Origin of the sequence: Colwellia chukchiensis (assembly GCF_002104455.1) — a bacterium.
Taxonomy (GTDB): Bacteria; Pseudomonadota; Gammaproteobacteria; order Enterobacterales; family Alteromonadaceae; genus Cognaticolwellia; species Cognaticolwellia chukchiensis.
In genome coordinates this window covers 116,764-139,461 of the sequence record NZ_NBOC01000007.1, presented here as the reverse complement: position 1 = coordinate 139,461, position 22,698 = coordinate 116,764, and the positions used below count along the sequence as shown (strand labels likewise).

The 22,698-nt window shown below is 41.1% G+C and carries 17 protein-coding genes; 7 read left to right on the top strand and 10 right to left on the bottom strand.

The annotated features are described in order from the left end of the window. Positions 1–2: 2 nt before the first annotated feature. Positions 3–443, top strand: a complete 441-nt coding sequence (locus tag B6K83_RS10120) for a hypothetical protein (RefSeq protein ID WP_085284805.1) — start codon at positions 3–5, stop codon at positions 441–443. Between the two features lie 154 nt (positions 444–597). Further along, positions 598–1,809: an EAL and HDOD domain-containing protein gene (locus B6K83_RS10115; protein ID WP_085284804.1), complete on the top strand. Its 1,212-nt coding sequence runs from the start codon at positions 598–600 to the stop codon at positions 1,807–1,809. A gap of 85 nt (positions 1,810–1,894) precedes the next feature. On the opposite strand, the gene yghU is transcribed toward B6K83_RS10115, so the two are convergent. Next, positions 1,895–2,740, bottom strand: a complete 846-nt coding sequence (gene yghU / locus B6K83_RS10110) for a glutathione-dependent disulfide-bond oxidoreductase (protein WP_085284803.1) — start codon at positions 2,738–2,740, stop codon at positions 1,895–1,897. Between the two features lie 273 nt (positions 2,741–3,013). Here yghU and B6K83_RS10105 point away from each other — a divergent pair, with 273 nt between their 5' ends. Then, positions 3,014–3,451: a universal stress protein gene (locus tag B6K83_RS10105; protein ID WP_085284802.1), complete on the top strand. Its 438-nt coding sequence runs from the start codon at positions 3,014–3,016 to the stop codon at positions 3,449–3,451. Between the two features lie 87 nt (positions 3,452–3,538). Here B6K83_RS10105 and B6K83_RS10100 read toward each other — a convergent pair whose 3' ends face one another. Both B6K83_RS10100 and B6K83_RS10095 read right to left on the bottom strand, forming a co-directional pair. After that, on the bottom strand, positions 3,539–4,780 hold the full coding sequence (locus tag B6K83_RS10100) for a tyrosine-type recombinase/integrase (protein ID WP_085284801.1): 1,242 nt from the start codon (positions 4,778–4,780) through the stop codon (positions 3,539–3,541). Positions 4,781–6,272: 1,492 nt separating this feature from the next. After that, positions 6,273–7,355: a transporter substrate-binding domain-containing protein gene (locus B6K83_RS10095; RefSeq protein ID WP_085284800.1), complete on the bottom strand. Its 1,083-nt coding sequence runs from the start codon at positions 7,353–7,355 to the stop codon at positions 6,273–6,275. Between the two features lie 794 nt (positions 7,356–8,149). Here B6K83_RS10095 and B6K83_RS10085 point away from each other — a divergent pair. Together B6K83_RS10085 and B6K83_RS10080 are read left to right on the top strand one after the other, a co-directional pair. Then, positions 8,150–10,504 carry a TonB-dependent receptor gene (locus B6K83_RS10085; protein WP_085284798.1) on the top strand — a complete coding sequence of 785 codons (2,355 nt, stop codon included), beginning with the start codon at positions 8,150–8,152 and terminating at the stop codon, positions 10,502–10,504. 111 nt (positions 10,505–10,615) lie between these two features. Then, entirely contained in the window at positions 10,616–11,368 is a 753-nt protein-coding gene (locus B6K83_RS10080) for an SDR family NAD(P)-dependent oxidoreductase (protein WP_085284797.1), read from the top strand. A gap of 1 nt (position 11,369) precedes the next feature. Here B6K83_RS10080 and B6K83_RS10075 read toward each other — a convergent pair whose 3' ends face one another. Continuing rightward, positions 11,370–12,191 (bottom strand): SDR family NAD(P)-dependent oxidoreductase, encoded by an 822-nt coding sequence (locus B6K83_RS10075; protein WP_085284796.1) that lies wholly within the window; start codon positions 12,189–12,191, stop codon positions 11,370–11,372. A 401-nt stretch (positions 12,192–12,592) separates the two neighbouring features. Here B6K83_RS10075 and B6K83_RS10070 point away from each other — a divergent pair, with 401 nt between their 5' ends. Both B6K83_RS10070 and B6K83_RS10065 read left to right on the top strand, forming a co-directional pair. Continuing rightward, the gene (locus tag B6K83_RS10070; RefSeq protein WP_085284795.1) at positions 12,593–13,798 is read left to right on the top strand and encodes an acetyl-CoA C-acyltransferase; all 1,206 of its coding nucleotides are present in this window, start codon (positions 12,593–12,595) and stop codon (positions 13,796–13,798) included. Between the two features lie 86 nt (positions 13,799–13,884). Further along, positions 13,885–14,688, top strand: coding sequence for an SDR family oxidoreductase (locus B6K83_RS10065; protein WP_085284794.1), 804 nt, complete (start codon positions 13,885–13,887; stop codon positions 14,686–14,688). An 83-nt stretch (positions 14,689–14,771) separates the two neighbouring features. On the opposite strand, the gene B6K83_RS10060 is transcribed toward B6K83_RS10065, so the two are convergent. The 6 genes from B6K83_RS10060 to B6K83_RS10035 form a co-directional block, all read right to left on the bottom strand. Then, positions 14,772–16,202, bottom strand: coding sequence for a TonB-dependent receptor (locus B6K83_RS10060; RefSeq protein ID WP_085284793.1), 1,431 nt, complete (start codon positions 16,200–16,202; stop codon positions 14,772–14,774). Positions 16,203–16,277: 75 nt separating this feature from the next. Then, positions 16,278–16,529, bottom strand: a complete 252-nt coding sequence (locus tag B6K83_RS10055) for a 2Fe-2S iron-sulfur cluster-binding protein (RefSeq protein WP_233143911.1) — start codon at positions 16,527–16,529, stop codon at positions 16,278–16,280. Between the two features lie 153 nt (positions 16,530–16,682). Beyond that, positions 16,683–17,903: an acyl-CoA dehydrogenase family protein gene (locus B6K83_RS10050; protein WP_085284791.1), complete on the bottom strand. Its 1,221-nt coding sequence runs from the start codon at positions 17,901–17,903 to the stop codon at positions 16,683–16,685. A 339-nt stretch (positions 17,904–18,242) separates the two neighbouring features. Beyond that, complete coding sequence (locus B6K83_RS10045; RefSeq protein ID WP_085284790.1) at positions 18,243–19,724, bottom strand: phospholipase D family protein; 1,482 nt, start codon at positions 19,722–19,724, stop codon at positions 18,243–18,245. 233 nt (positions 19,725–19,957) lie between these two features. Next, positions 19,958–21,688 carry a SulP family inorganic anion transporter gene (locus B6K83_RS10040; protein ID WP_085284789.1) on the bottom strand — a complete coding sequence of 577 codons (1,731 nt, stop codon included), beginning with the start codon at positions 21,686–21,688 and terminating at the stop codon, positions 19,958–19,960. A gap of 120 nt (positions 21,689–21,808) precedes the next feature. Further along, entirely contained in the window at positions 21,809–22,654 is an 846-nt protein-coding gene (locus B6K83_RS10035; protein WP_085284788.1) for an endonuclease/exonuclease/phosphatase family protein, read from the bottom strand. Positions 22,655–22,698 lie beyond the last annotated feature (44 nt).

Genomic DNA, 22,698 nt, shown 5'->3' with positions numbered 1-22,698 from the left:
CGATGGTAGTAGATTTTACCCTAGTACAAGGGCATCGCGTAGCATCAGGCTTGGCGAATGATAAACGTTTTCCAAAGGGCACTATCGCGGCACAACAGCCTTACTTTAAGTCATTAGGTTTAGATTTAAGTCCATTTCACTTTGCCACGCTTAATGCCAAGTTTAACTGTGATTATGTGCAATTAAATACCTATCACTATTACTTTAAGCAAGTAAAATGGCATCAGCAGATGCCAGCTGAGGATTTTAAGTTTTGTCACTGTCATGTTGTCGTTGGGGAACAAAGTGTTCCTGGACTTATTTATCAGCCAATGCCGAGTACTAAAACCGCACATTTTCAGCCAAAAAATCAATTAGAATTATTAGCGCCATTTATTGCGAATTTACAATATGGCACTGTCATGCAATTAGAAGTTGCAGATTTTGCCATTACATTGCGCTAATGCGATATAAAAGCAAAAAAAAGAAAGTACAAAACAAATCTTGCAGGAAGCAGGGTAACGTGATCGCTTTTCGCTGTAAATTTACTAACATTGCTTTTCTTCATTGATATAATGCGTTATGTTCTAGTATCCTTAAGTTTTTAATCAGGTATTTATGCAAAATTGTTATCTTGCACGTCAGGCGATACTTGACAGAAATAATCAAACAGTAGGTTACGAGCTATTGTTTAGAGACAGTCCTGAAAATAAATTTCCTGAAATTGATCAAGACATCGCTAGTTCAAAACTTATTATACAAAACCATTTTCAAGGTGATATACAAGCCGTTAGTTTAGGCAAACTGGCTTTTATCAATTTCACCGAAAAATGCTTAGTTGAAAAATATCCGTTAATGTTTGATAAATCAACCATAGTTATCGAGTTAGTTGGGCATAAAACGCCGACCCAGCACTTGTTAAAAATTGTTAAGTTTTATCATGACAAAGGCTATAAAGTCGCCTTAACGGAATACGATCTCGATAAAAAATGGGATGTATTATTCCCCTACATTGCCATGATAAAAATTAATATCGAGGTTATTAATGCTAAACGCATAAGACCATTACTTGATCGCATAAAATCATTAAATATTAAGTTGATTGCTGAGAAGGTTGAAACAAACTTTCAACTGCAATCACTTGCTGAAGTTGGCTTTAATTATTATCAAGGCTTTTTTTACCATGAGCCAGAAATTATCGCAGGACAAACCTTAGCGCCCATCAAGTCTCAAATGCTGCATTTGATCAGTGAAACATTTAATAAGCCGTTAGACTTTGCCCATATTGCAGAAATTATTGGTCACGATGTCAATTTAACGGTAGGCCTACTTAAATTAGTGAATAATGTTGCAACCGGTACGCGGGTGGAAATTACCTCATTAAAGCAAGCGGCGGCCTATTTGGGTGAAGATAAGCTAAAGCAATTTGTTACCATATTAGCACTATCAAAATTAAGCTCAGATAAAACGAATGAAATTTCAAAACAATCGCTAATTACGGCAAAATTAATGTCGAGTTTAGCCAAAGAAAGTGCGTTTGTTGAGATCAGTGAATTTGCCTTTATTACAGGTTTACTCAGTGGTATTGAAGTTATTTTGAGTATGCCCATGGATGACATATTAAAAACCATGCCATTAGCAAAACCAATAAAAGAAGCCTTAGTAAGTCACACCGGTTTGTTGGGCGAATTATTACAACTAACCACGAATTATATTATTGCTGATGGTGAAAATATTCAGCAGTTAATCGATTACTATCAATTAGATGCAGACGTTATTCACCAAGAATTTGTTAAAGCCAGCAATTGGTGTCAATCGCTCGGCATCTAATTTCAAACGCCGAGCAAGTACACTGAATTGCAATAATTTGGCATGGCTTTAACTCAATTGACGCTTCAATAAATTAGCGCCATGATTAAGCTGATGGTGGAAAGTCGCTGGCATTATGACGCTCAGGTAATTGACCCGATAGCTCGCCCCAATTTTTATTCACCATAACACCACGATTAACGGCAGGGCGTTTTTCGAGCAATGACGCCCAACGCACAACATTCTTATAACTGTCGGTGTCTAAAAACTGTCCTGCATCGTATAACTGGTTCAGCACTAAAGCGCCATACCAGGGCCATATAGCTATATCAGCAATACTATAGCTGTCACCACAGAGGTAAAGGTTGTTTGCTAGGTGTTTATCGAGCACATCTAATTGTCGCTTGACTTCCATGGTAAACCTATCAATGCAATAGGCGATTTTTTCTGGTGCATAACGATAAAAATGGCCAAACCCGCCCCCAAGATAAGGCGCGCTGCCAACTTGCCAAAATAACCAAGACAGGCATTCTGCGCGTTTTTCATTTGGAATAAGGCAATTAAATTTTTCTGCTAAGTAAAGCAAGATAGCGCCAGATTCAAAAAGTCGTACGTCAGTTTCACCACTTTGATCTACCATAGCGGGTATTTTCGAGTTGGGATTAACGTCTACAAAGCCGCTAGCAAACTGCTCGCCTTGGCTGATATCGACGAGAAAGGCATCATATTCTGCGCCGTCAAATCCTAATGTTAGTAGTTCTTCTAACATTATGGTGACCTTAACGCCATTAGGTGTCGCCATAGAATAGAGCTGAATTGGGTGTTTGCCGATTAAACGTGCTTTTTGATGTGTAGCACCTGAAATGGGGCGATTAATATTGGCCCATTCGCCACCATTTTTATTTTGCCAGCGCCAAACTTTCGGCGGAGTATAACTATTATCATCGTTCATAATATTACTTCAATATTCTAAAAGATAGGTAGCGTTACGTTAGCCAGTTCAGAAAAAAATTGCTAGTTTTAAAAACGTTATATTGCTTAGTAAGTGCTATGGTATTCAAGTTTGCTCTTGGTAACTTGTCTTTATTATGTAAACAATAAACTCTGCATAAGCAATTACATCGCTTTATATGATGTCAATCAAGTCGATGGCTGGCTAAAGAGTTTATAACTGATATGCTGTTAGTACTTAAACATATTTAGTGACTAAACAGGGGGCTAAACGATGAGTAAACCTTTATATCTAGTTGCAATAGATGGAAGTGAATGCAGCCTGAGAGCCGTTGAACATGCGATGGATATGGCGGTAAAATCACAAGCTAACGTAAAAATATTAACAGTAAAAGATTGGTCGTATTTACAGCCTATGGTTATTCGCGGCGTCGCGCCACCGATTTTAGATCAAGCGACTGAAGAGAAAAATACCATAGCGCAACTCTTAACTCCGTTAGCAGAAAAGTACGCAAACCTAAACTTAGATATCAGTACCGAGTTGCTTTGGGGTGATCCGGTGCTTGTGATCATGCAAGAAATCAACAAGCTATCCGTTGATATGCTTTTTGTTGGCCGGCAAGGGCGCTCCAGTATCGTTGATATATTGCTCGGCAGTGTCGCGAATAAATTAGCGCACCGTGTCGATATACCCATTGTATTAGTGCCTTAATAAAGGTAACCAACAAACTCTAGTAAAATGTGAGTAGCAAGAGCAGATGTTTGCTACTCACAATCTAGGCTAATTTTGTTAACAAGCTTAATCAACTTTTCTGCGCTTGCCACTTTCAGCGCGCTTTTTGTTTTCACTTTGCACATAAACCGTGTCAGTAGTGGCCATACTAGCATGGCCTAAATCTTCTGAAATATCTTTAAGAGGGCGGCCACGCTCGATTTCCATACTGGCACCGGTATGCCTTAACCAATGCGCCGTTGCTTCTTTAAGTTTTAACGCTTTGTTCGGTCCTTCATAAACACGCATATTTTCATAGGCTTGATCAAAAACATTTTGCACTAAACGCCGTAAATGGCGCGAGGTCATGCCGCCTTGGCCACGTACTTTTTCAACTAATACGGCATTCTCGTTACTTGTAGGTAAAGCCGTTAAGCCTCGAGAAGTGCGATAGCGTTGCAAAAATGGTAAAAAGTCAATGGGCACAGTAATATCACGTAATTTACGGCTTTTACCAAAAACCTTAAGCCACCAGTTTTCATCGTCGTCTTGCCAAAAATGTCCCATAGTAGGCAACCAATTTTCCCGTTCAGAGAGTTCAGAAATTCTTAAAAATAGCGTTTTTAGCGCGGCAATGACAAACAAATTACGTTCAAAAATAGGGTTTTCATCGGCCATTTCAACCGCGGTATCTAACACATATTGCCATTGGCTAGCGGTTAAGCGCTTAATTTCTTTTACTTGTGAGTCAATGATGAAATGTCGACAATCTTTTTTGGCAATTTGTGCTGGATTACCAATACAAAAATCTTCCGCCATTAAATAATTATAAAAAACGATTAGCGCGGTAAACATAGATGACAGTGTTTGTTGTGATGGCCGATATTTTTTCTTATCAATTACCTGCAAAGATTTTTGGCTTTTTGGCGCTTGCATTTTAAATGGAAACCAATGTTCGTTGGCTGATGAGTAACCATGGGTGACTTTAAAGCGTTCTTGATTAGATGTGCCAATCCAAGTTACTGGCGGCTGCCAACAAAAGTCTGCATATTCGAGCAAATCCGATTTTCGCAATTGGTCGATAGGTTTTTTCTTTTCAATAAAGGACCATAGCAAAAAACGCTCAACGTCATTTCTAAAACGCTCATAAGTGTGTTGAGATTTATTTCTGCCGATATAGGTAAGAAAAACTTTTCCCCAATTAAATTGCTCAAGCCACCAAGGCTCATTAGCGGAAAATAATTTATCTAACTCAGGGTAATCCTCAAAATCAAAATCACACAAATCTAAATACGGCGGATATAAAGGCACAGGTTTTGTTAATTGCATTATTATGAATACCTAATAAATTTTTATATTGTCATGGATTACAGCTACGAACCGAGTTTAATACACCTATTACACTATGTCCAATACTGAAGAGTATCGGACATAGCAGGGTGTATTTATTGAGAGAGCACTTACCTTATCTTTTGTTAATTTAAATTAAGCACTTGATCAGTTCCAGTCTTCGCTTGATATCCATCTTATTGAATTAGTTTAAGTATTTGATGTTTTAGCTTACTGACATTTTAACGTTTGCAAGTTAACTACTCGATCTTATATTCGTAAATTCATGTTCTGCTATGTGCATGAAATATCTTTTTGTGACTATTCCCTAGTAAATTTTGCGTAGCGTCACGTCCTTACTTTTTATTATTCGTATAGTTAAATTCTGTTTTTAATCTCTCAATTGTATGAGACCACTTAGGTGTTGTTGGTTTACATACTGAGTTTTGATTACTAAACAATCCTGTCTCACTAATTGCAGATTTTATGGATTTCGTATCATGCCATTTAACTGGCGCTAAGTATTCAGCATTATTATCATCTAAACTTTAAAACGTTAAATAATACCTATCGGTTGTTAATTTATTAATGGTTTTATTGTCGAATTTTTCAAATCAAATTCTGCTACCAAGGTCTAAGCTGTTCAAAGCATTTGAATACCAGCAACCATGACCAAACGATACATAAAATTCTCCGTTCCTAGGCTCTTTGGCTGGTTTTGAAATAACACGCGCTTGTGTTTCTTTAGGCAAAATCATCCAAGCACGGCTCAAATAATTATTGCCGTTATCTTCAAAAATACGAAAGAAAACGGCATTGACTGGTATTTTTGTTTTATCGTACAGATAGTTAATAATACGTTCTGTACTAGCTTGTTTAATTTATAAACCAATTATACAAACCAGTTTGATATAAGATTGTTGGCATCTGTGGCAATGTGCAGTTTAAGTTGGTCGACACTAAAGCAGCTATAAACTGAGTTATGTTCTAAAAATATTGCTCAAGCTAGTTATTGCTTAGTTGGTAACTTAGCTAGTACAGCTTAAGTTTTCTTTTAATAATTTCGATTTCCGATCATCATATGCGCTAATAAAATTTAGTTCGCTGCCAATATATATGCTATTTTACCAAGGCCCTTTATAAACTTATCGAAAATTTAATCAGGTATTATCTTTTGCGTATTGGATTAAAAAACGATCATTTTACGCAATATTCATGCGTTTATCATAACAGCAGTGATAAATTAAATTTAAATGTTTTGCTGGGCATTTTATTGTAACTGTTGCTCGTATTTTACGATACTTGATGGCTAAAAACCTCATTAGTATTGAGCCAAGATCTAATATTTGCAATTATACTTGAGTTATACCCACAACTAATTTAAATAAATATTTGCTTTATAATCAATATGTTAACAATAAGTTTTGGTAACGCGTAATCAAAAAGCCTAGCAAATTTGCTGAGAGTTTTACAAAAAAGCCTGCACTAGCCATTACAATGGCGAGCCGCCTAAATATTTTGATTTTATCTCTTCCCAACGCTCGCTTTCTATCACTTGTAATAACCGCTCGTTAAACTTTTCGCGTAATGGGCTGTTATTGGGTAATCCAATTGCGTAATCTTGCTGGCCAATTTCGCCGGGTAAAACGTATAAGTTATCACTAGAGCTGGCGTTAGTGAGATAACGTAAAATAGGCTTATCATAAACTACCGCATCAATTTTACCTGACTCAAGTTGTGCCAATGCACTGGTAATGTCGTCTGCGGTTTTATATTTTACGCTGATAGACGTTAAAAACTTTTCACTTGCCGAATTATCTATGGTCACTACATTGGCGCCATAAAGATCATCAACGCTTTTGATGCTAGTGCCAAGATGGCTTACCGTTAAGCTACTTGCAATGGCGGCGGTAAAACCACTGATAAGTATGATTGCCATAAACATCCAAATTAAGCCCACTACCCTGCCACCTAAGGTTGTTGGCGCTTTATCACCATAGCCTACTGTGGTCATAGTAACCGCTGCCCACCAAAAGCTTGCGCCTAAACCACTGGCGATTGAGCCGCCAAACATTTCTTGGTTTTTTTTACGTTCAAATAACCACAATACAAAACCCACCGCTAGCAATAACATACATAACGCAAAAAGCACGCCAATAAATTGCCAAGAAAAAACGCCAGATAAGGCATTTAACCAACCTCTGTCACTTTTGGTGGCGGCAATAGCAAGGCCGGTTGTAAAATATGGGTGAGTAAAATCAATAAGTTTTTCTCGGTTCGCAGTAACGGTAATTGCCGCAATCGAGGCATGATATTGGCCATCTTGTAGGCCACTAATTAATAACGGTAGTTCCGCTTCTTCAAAACGATAGGCTACATCTAGCTCTTTAGCCATTTCCTTCCATAAATCGATTGAAATACCGTGAAATTCACCCGCTTGATTCTTCATCACAAATGGCGGCGCTACTTTAGTCCCTATGATCAAAAGCTGCTCATTTTTATCTGCGGCTGAAACAATCGCTGTAAAAATACTGAACAGTAAAATAATGCTGATAATTAGTGGCTTGTTTTTCATTAGCTTCCTACAGTAATTAAGTTATTTCTCTAATGGTATTAGCTTAACCTGCAATTTTAAGCGGCGCTAATCTTTAACCAACTTTTTTACAATAAATAGTTATAGATATCATAGCGTTGATTTTTAAAGGTATGATTGTTGGCGAAGTTACTGGAAATAGCACGATTTTGTAAAACATTAACGGCTTTGGTTTTGCTTCACATTTATTACGGGCTTGGCGATAACAAGGTTCATGGATTCGCTTAATAATGGTTGACCAAAGCCTTAATCGTTAATTTATTAAGCTTGCTACAACGCAGAGCAACCAAACTTGTAGCTAACTAAATAAGGGCAATTTTTTATCTGTGTACAGCTAGGCTAGATTGGGCTGTAGGCACCATTTTAACTGAAATATCAAACAAACTAGTCCTAATAGACGATTTCATGTGTTGGCAATTGGATAAATATTGAACGGTAGCAATGATATTTAAAGCGAATGTGGCAAGGTTTTTAGTCGTATCAAAAAGCCAGTGTCATACCCATAAAGGATTAAAATATGAGACGCCAAACAGCAGTTAATAGCTTAACCGGTCAACTGGTAGTGTGGAAATGGTTTGCACTTTTAGCGCAAAAAATTTCTAATATTGCCGCTAAACTTAACCATCTTGACCTTGCCTTTTGTGTAACGCACACCTGCCACTCTGCTGTTCTATTGCGCGATAACGAATTCAATAATAATAAATTTACAACCCCCCTTACCGTTAAATCAATAACAACAAACCAAATACAACATAAAATACAATAGAGGCGTTAGTATGAATATTAATGATCAAAAAAGTAGCGTAAATCTAGTTATAAAGCCACTAGCATTTGCCGTTGCTTGTGCTCTTTCTGGTTCTGCAGTAGCTGCTGAAGAACAATCAACCCCTGAAAATGTCGAGCAAGCCAAGGCGAAACCTGGTATTAAACGCATCACGGTGAGTGCCCAAAAGCGCATTAGTACACTACAAGAGACGCCTATTGCTATTACCGCATTTGATGCCAGCTCTATTGAAAATATGGGGATTAAAGATATCAGTAACGTCAATAACCTTGCCCCTAATACGCAAGTGGTGGTTCCTATTGGTAGTGCTTATAATGTTGGCGTAAATATTCGTGGTTTAGGTACTAATGAACCATCGTTAGGTGTTGACCCTAAAGTGGGTATTTATGTCGACGGTGTTTACTTAGCTCGTAACTCAGGTGCAATATTTAGTATTATCGATTTAGAGCGCATGGAAGTATTGCGTGGTCCTCAAGGCACACTTTGGGGGAAAAATACCACAGGTGGTGCCATTAATATGGTCACTAAAAAACCATCTGAAGAGTTTGGTTTTAAACAAACCTTTACCTTAGGTTCAGACGGCCTGTTCAATTCAATCACCTCGATTGATACCGGCGAGTTTAATAATTTTACCGCTAAGTTTACCTACATGACAGGTGAAGAAGATGGTTGGGCGAAAAATACCTTTGCTGGTGCTAAAGAGAAAAACCTTGGCGCTAAAGAAACTGATGCCATGCGCATTGCTTTACGCTATTTAGGTGACGATTTTTCAGTTGAATACAGCTATGACGAAACCGACGGCAGTTCTGTTTCAATCCCAGTACAAGTCAGTAATGTTGGCGCCTTTTTTACCGACCCAACGGTTCCTACCTTACACATGGGTACTGGGACGTTTTACGGCGGCAACGTGTTTGCCATGATCGCTGCTAACGAATTTACCGGTGGCCGCCAAGAAACTTTTGAATTAGATAGCCATGGTCGCGAGTTTGTGAAAATTTCAGGTCATAATTTATCGTTTGAGTGGGATTATTCAGATCACCACAGCTTTAAGTCTATCTCTGCTAAGCGCAAGTATTCTTCACGTTTAAACGACGGCGTTGACCTTGATGGTGGTGCATATTTTGGTGCCGAGCTAGATGCTACTTTCCAACCCACAGGTAACTTTGGCCCTATTCCGGCATTTACCTATAACAATAATAAAGACCAAAAGCAGTACTCACAAGAATTTCAATTCTTAGGTGAATTGATGGATGGCCAACTGGAATATGTGGCAGGTTACTATTACTTTACGGAAGAAGGACAAGAGATAAACCCTTGGAGTATCAATATTTTTACCGGCCAAGGCGCAAACTTATTGTTTGCTGATCCGCTACCCTGGGGTGTATTTTATCAGGTCGAAAATGATGCCCAAGCCTTGTTCGCACAATTTGATTACCAGGTTACTGACGCGTTAAATGTAATAGCAGGTATTCGACACACTAAAGATGACAAGTCGATTGTTAATTTAGCTGAGCCAGACGCTATGTTGCGTAATGATCTTTCTGCTAGTAAAGACTGGAGTAAAACCGTTGGCTCGTTAGTGGTTAACTATGTGGTAAATAACGATTTAACCGTTTACGGTAAAGTAGCCCAAGGTTATGCTGCAGGTACTTATAACTCAGGTGCGGTTGAGCGTTTTTCTTACTTAAATCCTGCAAATGGTGGCGAAGCAAACTACGAAGGTACGCTAACACCGGCTGATCCAGAAGATACCACCGCTTATGAAATTGGCGCAAAAGCCATGTTTTTTGATGATCGGATAATGTTTAATACTGCGATTTTCTATAACGACAATACTAACTTACAAGTTACTGTACTTGATGGTGGTAACGTAAGGCGCTCGTTGAATTCTGGCGAGTCTAAATCTATTGGTTTCGAATTTGATGCTAAATTTGCTGCTACAGAAGATTTAATGTTTACCGCAAGTTATGGCTACCGTGATACCGAATATAGCGATGATACTTTCAGTGACCTTAACACCTTCTCTGCGGCTATTGCCATGAGTTGGAACATGGTTGAGTTTGATTGGGGTAACTTAAGTCTACATACTGACTTTTCAATCAATGATGAATTTCAATTTAGTTTAATTGACCCAAGCATGGTAGCGGATTCTTATAATCTTCTAAATGCGCGATTAACGTTATCTGAAATTAAAGTAGGTGACAGATCTGAGCTTAAGATTTCTGCCTTTGGTCGTAATATTACCGACAAAGAGTATGTATTACATGGCGCAAACATAGGCTTTTTTGAAACGCGAACTTACGGTGCTCCTGCTAGCTATGGTGTCGATGTTGTTTTTACTTTCTAACGTAAACAGACGCATAATTAGCACTTTTTATATCAAGTAATTATTCGATATAGGGCCTTAGTATTGATTTACTAAGGCCTTTTTTTCACCTTAAATTTTTGGAGTTTTTTTATGAGTAAGTTTTGTAATAAAACGGTATTTATTACTGGTGCAGCTTCAGGTATTGGGTACGCCACGGCAATAGCTTTTGCTGCAGCAGGCGTAAATTTAGCCCTGTGTGATATTGACCATTCAGGCTTAGCGGCGGTTGCGCTAACTTGCGAGAAAAAAGGCGCAACAGTGACGATAATAGTGGCGGATGTTGCTGACTACTCTGCTTGTCAAAACGCCATTGAAGTATGTATTAAGCACTTTGGCCAGCTAGATATATTGTGCAATATTGCCGGTATTGCCCAGCTCAAGCATTTTACAGATATTAATGTTGAAGAATGGCAGCGCATGTTAGCGATAAATTTATCTGGGGTATTTTATTTATGTCAATTAGCCATGCCACACTTGATAAAAAGCCAAGGCAATATTGTCAATATGGCGTCGTCTGCAGGCTTAGTTGGCCAAGCCTATACCTCGGCCTACAGTGCTTGTAAAGCGGCGGTAATTAACTTGTCTAAATCGCTGGCTATTGAGTACGCGCAACAACAAGTACGAGTTAATGCCATTTGCCCAGGCAGTGTGATCACGCCACTTACCAAAAGTATCAGCATGCCAGCAGATATTGATCAAGCCTTACTTGCTAAAATGATGCCGCTGTTAGCACCAGCGCAAGCAAATGAGATTGCTACAGCGATCTTGTATTTGGCCAGTGAAGAGGCCCGCTATATCACGGGCACTTCTTTGGCAATTGATGGTGGGCAAACCAGTGGTTAGCTTATTGGTTAGCCGCGCTATTTTCCAAATCGCGTGCTAATTTTTGCGCCTGAATTGTTTGATATTGCAAAGCATCTGCGGCGCTATCTTGGGCAAGCCATAATAAGGCGTTAGCAATGACCTCGGGCTCGGCAACCGCTTGTCCTAAGCCCTTAATACCCTGCTCGCCAATAGTTGCGCGTAAGGTTTCAGTATTGACCACGCCGGGATTAACAGTAAATGCACGGATTCCTTGTTGGCCATGTTCGCGGCTAATGATACCCGATAAGCGCGATACCGCGGCTTTGCCCGCACCATAGGCGTAACCCCACCCGCCTTGCTCGGCGGTAATGGGTGGATCTTTTTCACCGGCTCCTGAAGTAATGTTAATGATACAACCGTTTTGCTTTGCTAACATGGCTGGCAATACCGCTTGGCTAATTTGCACAGGCGCGGCTATGTAAGCTCTGGCTATTTTGTCTAATGTTTCAGGGGTTAACGCCATCAGCGGTGCATTTAAATCTGGCCCTTGATAAACAGCATTATTAATAACGACATCAATTGCACCAAAGTGCGCCAATACCTGTTTGATGGCCTTATCAACTGACTCAGCGCTCAGTAGGTCCATTGTTAGCGCCAACGCTTGCCCCCCTTGTGCCGTGATCATTTGTTCGGTTGCTCGCAAACTGCCACTGGCATAACTACTAGCGGAAATTTTATGTTTTTCACTGCTATCTAGCTCGCGGGCCGTTATAGCCACTTGATAGCCGGCTTTTGCAAAGGCGAGCGCGGTTGCCCGACCAATGCCGCGACTGGCACCTGTAATTAACGCAACTTGTGTCATTTTTTTATCCTTTTCAAGTTATGATTGCTAAATTGGCATTGCTGCCTTAGCCAAACTGCAGGCTAAGCGTAAGACAAAAAGCGAGATAAAACATCGTTTAAACAGACGTAATAACCGTGCCTAACATAACCGAGGCGCTAAACTTTTTCAGGTCTGAAGTGCTAGCGCCCTGTACAGCCATGTATGGATAAAAATTTTACACTAATTGTATTACTCTACCTCAAATGGTCGATGTTCAATCATCGATATCAAGCCTTAATAGGATCTATCGAGCTTGCAGTTTCGCTTTCATAAGGTCAGTGACTAAGTTGCCTGTGCAAGTTGTCGTCACTAGCGTTTGTTACTACCGACACCATTTAATCGTGTGAGCATAAGTTGCTCCCAATAAGTAAGGAATCATCATGCGTGAAGCAGTTATCGTATCTACCGCCAGAACCCCTATGGGCAAAGCCTTTCGTGGTGCCTTTAATGACACTGAAGCACCTGCACTATCAGGCCATGTTGTCGAGCAAGTTGTAAAAAGAGCCGGTATTGACGGGGCAGAAGTTGACGACGTTATTATCGGCTGCGCTGCACAGCAAGGTACACAGGGTTATAACTTGGGGCGGTTAACCGCGACCGCAGCAGGTTTACCGAATAGTGTGCCGGGTATGACTTTAGATAGACAATGCTCGTCTGGATTAATGAGTATAGGCTTTGCCGCACAAAATATTATGCTCGGCAGCATGGATATTGTTGCAGCAGGCGGTGTTGAGTCGATTTCTATGGTGCAAAATAAACATAAAAATAGCTACCGCAATGTTTCAAAAACTGTGTTGTCAAAATCAGCGCATGCTTATATGCAAATGATTGAAACCGCTGAAGTAGTGGCAGCGCGCTATAACATTTCTCGCTTAGCACAAGATGAATACAGCTTGCAGTCTCAACAACGCATTGCCGCTGCACAAGAAAAAGGTTTATTTGATGATGAAATCGTTGCGATGGCCTCTACCAAGTCAGTATTTAATCGCGAAACCAAAGCAGTTACTTATGAAGAGGTTTTACTCACAAAAGATGAAGGTAACCGTCCTGAAACCACATTGGAAAGTTTACAAAGCTTAGCGCCAGTCTGGAAAGATGGCACTGTTATTAAAGAAGGCAAGTTTATAACCGCAGGTAATGCCAGTCAGTTATCTGATGGTGCCGCCGCTTGTTTGGTGATGGACGCTAAACTGGCCGCGCAAAAAGGACTAGCGCCTATGGGTATCTTTAGAGGCATGGCTGTGGCTGGTTGTGAACCTGATGAGATGGGCATAGGACCTATTTATGCCATTCCAAAATTATTGAAACAACATCAACTTAGCATTGATGACATAGGTTTGTGGGAAATTAACGAAGCCTTTGCTTGTCAGCTGATTTATTCGCGTGACTATTTAGGCATAGCTAACGATAAGCTCAATGTTAATGGCGGTGCCATAGCCATTGGTCACCCGTTTGGCATGAGTGGCGCGCGTATGGTGGGACATGCGTTAATCGAAGGTAAGCGCCGAGGTGTTAAATATGTGGTGGTTAGCATGTGTATTGGCGGCGGTATGGGCGCTGCCGGCTTGTTTGAAGTGTGCTTGTAACTAGGCTTTTTTGGCTAAATTAACCGTTAAAAAAGGGCTATTGGCCCTTTTTCACGATCAGTAGTAATTCAAAGAGGAAACAGGACATGGCGAGTATTTTAGATCGATTTAATTTAAGTGGCCAAGTTGCCATAGTTACCGGCTCGGGTCGCGGTATAGGTGCCGCGACTGCGATTGCTTTGGCGGATGCAGGTGCCGATGTAGTGGTTACGGCGAGAACAATAGCGCAACTCGAAGATACCGCCGCGCAAATACGTCAACGCGGTCGCCAAGCGCTGATAGTTGCCTGTGATGTACTTGAGCAAACACAAAGGCAGCAGTTGTTAGATAAAACCCTGAATCACTTTGGTCGCCTTGATATTTTAGTGAATAATGTTGGCGGCTCTGGCGCCATTAAGCCGACCTTATTAACCAGTGAAGAAGAGCTAGAGCAGTGCTTTAAACTTAACACCACTACAGCGTTTGCCATGTCACGTCTTTGTGCACCAGCCATGGTAAAAACGGCAAACAAGGGGGCAATCGTTAATATTAGCTCTGTCGCCGGCCATATCCCGCAATCGGGTTTTTTAAGTTATGGAGTTGGCAAAGCCGCAATGAATTTTATGACCGCAAATTTAGCACAAGACTTTGCTCCTCATGTTCGGGTAAATGCGATCAGTGTTGGCTCTACTCTCACCGATGCGCTAAAAGGCGTGATGAATGACCAATTAGCAGCAAAAATGGTGGCGCAAGTGCCGATGAATCGGCTTGGTCAACCAGAAGATATTGCCGCCTGTGCACTTTTTTTAGCCTCCCCCGCTGCCAGTTATATTACCGGTGAAATCTATGGTGTTAATGGTGGTATTACTGTGCCGCCGATGGCAATGCCCCGCGCGGATTTTAGTGACTAGATCACAAGCTTTTAGCGATTTAAAAAGGCCTAGTTAGCAATAACTAGGCCTTTTTAATATTTACTACTAACGCTTATAACCGTTTAAAATTGATAACCAACTTCTAAGCCATAAGTCGCTGGATCGCCATAGTAATTTATACCACCAATAAAGGCGCCTGTGGCATCACCCATAGGAATACCATTAATACGGTATTCTTCGTCAGTAATGTTTTTGCCCCAAAGCGAAACACTAAAGTTACTACCGGCAATTTCAGTGAGAGACACGCGCGCATTTAAGACATTATAACTTTCAACACGGGTATATTCCTCTGCCGGTTGATTATGAAAGACAAAGTGATCATCAACATAACTGTAATCAGCGGACGCGGTTAAACTAGCAAACGACAACTCAGTGCTATAGTTGACGCCAAGTGACCATTTATTGTCTGGGTTGTAAGGAAATTCTGCACTATCGGTAACATCATTAGCCACACCTGTGTAGACATCATATGTAATAAACTCATCGTATTTACTGTCTAACATGCTGTAGCTGAAGTTTACCGTCAAGCCATCGCTAACCACAGCAACTAGCTCAAGCTCGAGCCCTTTAACTTTGGCCGCACCCGCGTTTTGAATGTCAGAATAAGCGCCTAAAAACTCCGACATTTGCATATCAGTAATATCATTGTAAAACACCGCCACGTTTGCTTGTAGGCGTTGGTCGAACCAACGAGACTTTAAGCCCCACTCATAAGCCAATACTTTTTCTTCATCGTAAGGGTTTACTGCTATGGCAGCGGTGGCTGCTATGGCAGCGGTGGCTGCTTCACCATTAAAGCCACCAGCTTTCCAGCCTTGTGAAACTTTAACATAACTGTTGATATCATCCGCTAACTCGTAGCTTAATGAGGCCATTGCTGAAGTGTTGGTCCAAGTGTCATTGGCGGTGGTATAAGGCAATGGAAAGAAGAAAGCAAAACTAAAGTCATCTGGGTGCTCAATATAAAAGCTTTTTTCTTCTGAGGTCCAGCGTATGCCGCCGGCAACGGTTAGCTTATCGGATAATTGATAATCAAGATTAGCATATGCGGCAACAGATTCAGACTCTACACCATAGTAGTTATTAACCGTACCAAAGCCTAAAATATATGGGTTATCGGCGTCAGAGTCTTCATTGAAATAGAACAAGCCGCCGACATAATTTAACTGATTATGACTCCCAATAAATTGCAGCTCTTGTGAGGTTTGCTCGTGATCAACCCGACGTATGGTATGAAAACCTAACAAGTCAAAACCGTCATAGTCGTTGCCGTCTTCATAATTTATTTCACGATACGCAGAGATAGACTTAATGGTTAAGTTATCATTGGCTTGCCAAGTGACGGTGAGCGCATGTCCCGAGCTTTCTGAGCGATCAAACTGCGCACCGTCAAGTGCAGCGCTTTCTTTCGCTAAACGCTGTGCAGTTGCTGCGCCAATACCACTACCGCCGCCGGTAATGAATGCTACTTTATCTGTAAAACGTGATTGCATGATAATTCCTTATAATTCATTGCTGTACAAACATCTGCACAGCTAAAATTTCTCTGATAATTACTGAAAAAAAAGTTAGGTATATTTTAGTTTTAGCTCGCTTGTCAAAGGCACAGCTTGACAGCTGAGGGTTAGATTATTCGCTAAGTCTTTGTCATCAAGCACATCATTATTATTAAGTTTGACTTGCCCTTCGATGACTTCGCACATACAGGATGCACACATACCTTCACGACATGAATAGGGTAATTCAATGCCCATATCCTCTGCCGCATCAAGTACCGTCTGCCCTGGTTGACAGGCAATAACAAAATGTTCTCCGTCCAATTCAAGTGCGATGGTTGCCTCCGGCAGTTGTGCGTCGTCTACGGCAACATTAAGGCTTGCTTTGCTAGCGTTAGGCGCAGCTTCAATATTTTCGCTTGCCGGCTCTGCAACTTTAGGTACAGCGCTGGTAACGTGACATGGCAGCTCCTTAGCTTAAACAAACGGGTCTGAGTTAGGTAAGCCTAGCATGACGGTGCCATGTGCTCGCATATAAGTGTCGGCATTGTTTGCAACATGACCACGCGCTTGATGAATATCTCTAAATGTGCGCTCAATTGGGTTGCTACGATATAGGCCAGAGCCTGCACACGCGCGCAATATATCATTAACTCTTTCAGCGGTTAGCTTAGGCACAGCAGCAGACTGTGCGCGCTGTAATAAACGGTCATTCACCGGCATCATTGCACCGTTTTTCGTGTGTTTAACCACTTCGGCAAAATTTCGAAACAGTACTAATTTTAATTGATCACTGGTCATCATGGCATCGGTTACCGCCATTTGGGCATTAACATCTTCTGCCGTTTTAGCGCCATGTTTACCCACATGCTCGGCACAACGGATACGAAACTCTCTGATTGCGCCATCTAATGCACCTATACAGGCTGTTGAAACCGCTCGCTGGAAAATTTGAATAAAAGGAATATGGTATAACCAGTTATCGTTGATCGCGCGACCTTTACAGGCTTGATCACTATAGTCATTAGTTTGATGGGTGCGATATTCAGGCACAAACACATCCTCAACCACAATATCATGGCTACCCGTGCCACGAAGACCGTGCACATCCCAGTTTTTAACGATGGTATAGTCTGATTTAGGCAATAAGAATGTTCTATGCTCTAGCTCGTTGCTGTTATCTGATTTGGGTACTAAAGCTCCTAAAAATATCCATTCACAATGCTCAACACCGCTTGAAAAGCCCCAATGGCCTGAAAACTTAAAACCACCCTCAACACGCTCAACCTTCCCCACCGGCATATAAGTTGAAGCAATCAATATTTTTGGGTTTTCTGCTAATACTTCGGTTTGTGCTCTTTCATCAAATAGACCAATTTGCCAGTTATGCACACCAATAACACCGTAAATCCAAGCAGTAGACATACAGCCTTGCGCTAAGGTCATTTGAATAATATAAAAGACTCTGGGATCTAATTCATAGCCACCCCAACGTTTAGGTTGTAACACACGAAATAAGCCCGCATCCGTCATGGCTTTTACTGTTTCATCAGGCACTTTGCCTGCACTATCAGTAGCGTGAGCACGTTCTAATAACACAGGCACTAACTCCTCTGCTGCTGCAATTAAGCGACAAGCTTCAGGGGTAAGAAAATCATCAGCAATACCGGTAAGATCTATTTTATATGAGATACTCATGTTAGTTATCCTTTAAAGAGTTAGCGCATGTATCGTGCTGAACAAAGCACGCTCGCTTTTTTATTACTTAACTCAGATTTTCATAACCGAGCAACTCTCTCATCGTCAATATGGACTAAACAAAAAATACTAGGGGCAAACAAAGCGCGAGAGCGAGCTAACATGCGCTGGCAACCTATAAGCTGAACAGCTAGTTTTTAATCGTAGTGGCTGAGCCAAAATAGCTCGAAAAAGGCATACGCACACTAAGGTAAGACAGTAAAATTGCCAGCATGATATCTTGCCAGCGAAACACTTACGTTTAATAACAACTATGGTAATTAACGACCAGTGGATACATCACAATAGCCAGTCGATAGGTAGCAGATTCAATATCGCCAATGCTGCACGAGAAAACAGGGTCATACCGGGTTCGGTGTTATGGATAGTTTTTGCCAGACCATTAGTTTCAGTCCAGGTTATTTTTTGCTTATCGGTTAAGCTTAGTTGATAGGCCGTTTGGCTTACCTGTTGATAAAACTCTTTTTCTACTTGGCATGCCAACACTGGGCTATCAATGACAAAACCTAACTCGGTATTTAAGTGCATCGAACGTGGGTCAAAGTTAAAGGAGCCAACAAATAAACGCTTTGAATCAATGGCAAATGTTTTGGCGTGCAAACTTGACGCCGAACTACCAAAAGGCCCAATTTTCTTTAAGTTTTCATCAATTTGCTCGACCCCTGCGCGTAATTCATATAACTTTACACCGGCTTTTAGTAACGCCTTACGGTATTTGGCATAGCCAGCATGTACAGGTAAAACATCAGTTGCTTGCATGGAGTTAGTTAAAACACTGATTGCTACCCCACTACTTGCAAGCTGGCTAAATGCCTTGACCCCAGCTTTTGTTGGTACAAAGTAAGGCGTTACCAATAAAATAGACTTTTGCGGTTGGCCAATAATTTCGCTTAACTTATGAAAAAGCAGCGTATCGTTGCGATGAAGGCCTAGGGCTTTAGCGGGATCGTCACTGATCATGGTGGCCGTTTTCCATTCAAATGACAATTGGTTTGCCAATAGGGTTTCAACCAGCGATGATTGCTGCAATGCATCAAGGTAGCGCTTTCGCTTTGGGTTAGTGATTTGCTCAGGTAGGTAATGGGCTGTGCTATAGGTACCCGTATCAGTGCAAGTCAGGAGATCTTCAAGTGGAAACGCTGACGCACTTGCCCAATACTTATCAAAATCAACTGAGACTTGTTCAACAACGCTACCAATGGCCATTAAGTCTAAATCTTGTCTGAGGATCCCCCCCGCAGCGCCAAAGTAGTCATCACCAATATTTCGACCGCCAATAACAGTGACACTATTATCAACCGTAAATGACTTGTTATGCATACGGCGGTTAACTCGGGAAAAATCTGTAATAAAGCCTAGCCATTTAAAGCGCCGCTGCTTGAAGGGATTAAAAATGCGCACTTGCACATTATCCAATCGATTCAACGCAGATAACGCCTGATCAAGCCCATTAATACCATTGTCATCAAGTAACAAGCGCACACGAACGCCACGTTTAGCGGCTGCCGTTAAGGCTTCAAACAATAAGGCACCGGTTATGTCTTTTTGCCAAATGTAATACTGTAAATCTAGCGTTTTTTCTGCGCTTAGCGCCAACAACATGCGCGCGGCAAACGCATCTTTAGCGTTCGCCAATAACCGAATACCACTTTGTTGTGGATGCAATGCTGCCAAGGGGGCTATCGCGCTCCCTAGCGAAGTTTTTTGTGCCTCTGCTTGGCTTAACGACACAGACGATATACGAGATTTTACGCGAGCCAAAAAACACTCTCCTAACGCAAACTATGTTATTGAATATCGCAGTAGCTGCGTTAAGCAGCGGGAACTGCGCAATAATAACTAACCGTTAATTGGCGACTCGATGAAAAAAGCGCCTTTAAATTTTATTTGTCAACCTGTCTATGGTTAAGCGTAGACGCTTTATCATCAGCGCCCAATTTAGCAATCAAAAAACTCAGTATAACCCGATTTATTAGTAGGTCTGAGAATATGGGCTAAACCTGGGTTGATTGCGGCGCTGTACTTGTTGCTAACCCAATGTTTAAGCCTTGGTTATGACTATTTTTATTTAATGCCACATACAAATCAGAATGAATATAAATGCCCTCTTTTCCTGACTTAATACCAACCACTTTAAACCACGCGAGCAATTGTCGTTTACGACCCGCTAACTCTAAGCGCACATTACGCTTTCTAAAAATAAGCTCTAAATCGGCCAACATTGCCATAACACTCAAGTCTAAATGAGTAAAACAAGGCACAGCATCAATAATTACGCATTTAATATCATCATCTTGTCTTGCGTACTCAGTCAGTAAACGTCGCTTAAAATAACTGGCATTAAAATAGGTCAGTGGTGAGTTAAAACGGTAAATAAATAAACCCTGCACGGCTTTAGATTTATCACTGGTATCTAAGGTTCGCACTACACCATTTATGTCGACACCTAAGATTTGATCTGTCGGTCGCATAACCGTGCGGATAAACTGGAATAAGCCCAGTAATACCGCCATAGTGATGCCAGGAATAACGCCAACAAATAACACCGCAAGTAAGGTGGTTAATGCCAGATAAAATGCTTGTTTATCTTTGTATTTTAGCTGCCAAAGTGTTTTTAGGTCGATCAAACTAATCGATGCAATAATCAGCACCACACCAAGCGCCGCACTGGGAATATACTCCAAGGGCGCTGTAAAAAATATCGCAATAATAGCAATAATAGCAGCCGCGATAATAGACACCAGTTGGGTCTTGCCGCCATTAGCATCATTTACTGCGGTACGCGAGTCAGCACCACTAACGGCAAAGCCTTGCGAAATCGCCGATGCGATATTAGCCATGCCTAAGGCTCTAAATTCTTTGTCTGCGTCAATTTCATAACTGTTTTTTGCCGCAAAACTGCGCGCAGTTAGCATCATGCTAACAAAGCTAACAATCGCTAAATTTAGTGCGGGCACTACAAGCTCTCGAACAATACCAATATTAAATTCTGGGGTTTGAAATAAAGGCAAGCCACCCGTAACCACACCTATAGTGGTCACTTGATACTGATTTAAATTAAAGCCCCACACTAATAAGGCGGCAAAAGTAATGGCAAACATAGCGCTAGGCCAGCTAGGCTTTATGCGTTTTATCAGCAAGTAGCTAAACGCTGTAAATATCGCCATAAAAAGGGTCGGCAAATGCGATTGTGTAATATAGCTAGGTGCATCTGCTAAACGCTCTAGTAAGTACCTTTCGTCAAAGGTAACACCTAATACTTTTGAAATTTGCCCGACAATAATGGTGATGGCGACCCCATTTAATAATCCCATTAATATAGGTTTAGATAAAAAGTCGGCTAATACGCCTAGTTTAAATTTACTGGCAATTAAACACCAAAAGCCCGTCATGGCAGTCATAGTGATGACAAGTTGCCAATGCTTTATGGTATCGCCTGCCGCTAATGGCGTCACGACAGCGGCGATCACGGCACAGGTTGCAGCATCAGGACCTACGATTAACTGCTTTGAGCTACCAAATAATGCATAAACCAACATCGGAAGCACGCACGAATATAAGCCAACAGCGGCATTGACACCGGTTAATTGCGCATAGGCAATGGCAACAGGTAACGCCACGGCAGCCACTGACAATGCAGCTTTAACATCAGCCGCCAGCCAGCGCTGACGATAATTAAACAGGGTTTGTAAACCCGGCATAAAATGATAAATACGAGACGACACTCTAATTTCCTTGCAAACAACTATAAAATGATAAGTTGATTAGTAGACGACAATAACAAGACAGCCTAGCGCATGCATTGTATACTTTTCAGTGCTTAATCTTATACTTATTTACACCATTTATAAGCGAAATTTCACCAACATCGGGCTGTGATCAGAAGCATCTGTTAACGGCACCGCCGCACTAACTAATGTTAATTGACGATAATAAACATGATCTAATGCCAAGCCACTCATAAACTGGGTTCGCTTATCTGGGCTAAAGTTTACTGCCACTAACGCTAACTCGCTGAGCATTTGTGTAATAAGCTGATTGCGCTCAGCACTCCAAGTATTTAAATCGCCAGCAAAAATAACCGGACCTTGGTGTTTTTTTAATGCCGCAGTTAAGTAAGCTATTTGTTGTTTATATGCCAAAATACCAAAGCTGAAATTAACAGAGTGCAAATTTACTACCACTAACTCGCGTTGATCAGACAACCGAAAAACAGAATATATTGCTGATTTAGGTAATAAAATCCAAGGTTCGTTAGCAATATACGCACAAGCACGCAATGGCGGTTGTACGGATAGCGTTAATACCCCACTACTGACCCCAAGGGCACTAAATGCATCGACATGACTACTAAACCAAGACGACTGATTGACATAATTTTTAAATGCTGTTGTCATGCTGACTTCTTGCAATAACACCAACTGACTGGTTTGGCTATAATGCTCAAGAGCTTGTCGCCAATTTGCTCGACTTTGCTTGTAGATATTCCAAACTAAAACATCTAGTGCGCCATTTAGGTCAATGCTGGTCGCTGTTAAATTGTTATAGCATGGTAAATGACCTTGTTGAATAACATTCTGATTGACATTTAATTGCGCCGAATTTGGAATGCGCACAACAAGTAAATAAGTAAGTACAACAACAAAGGCAAAAGTTAAGATTATAGCACTGTATTGTTTTAATCGACTCATGGTGAGGCCTTAAACTCCCTGCTAATGACCGCTGAAAACATATG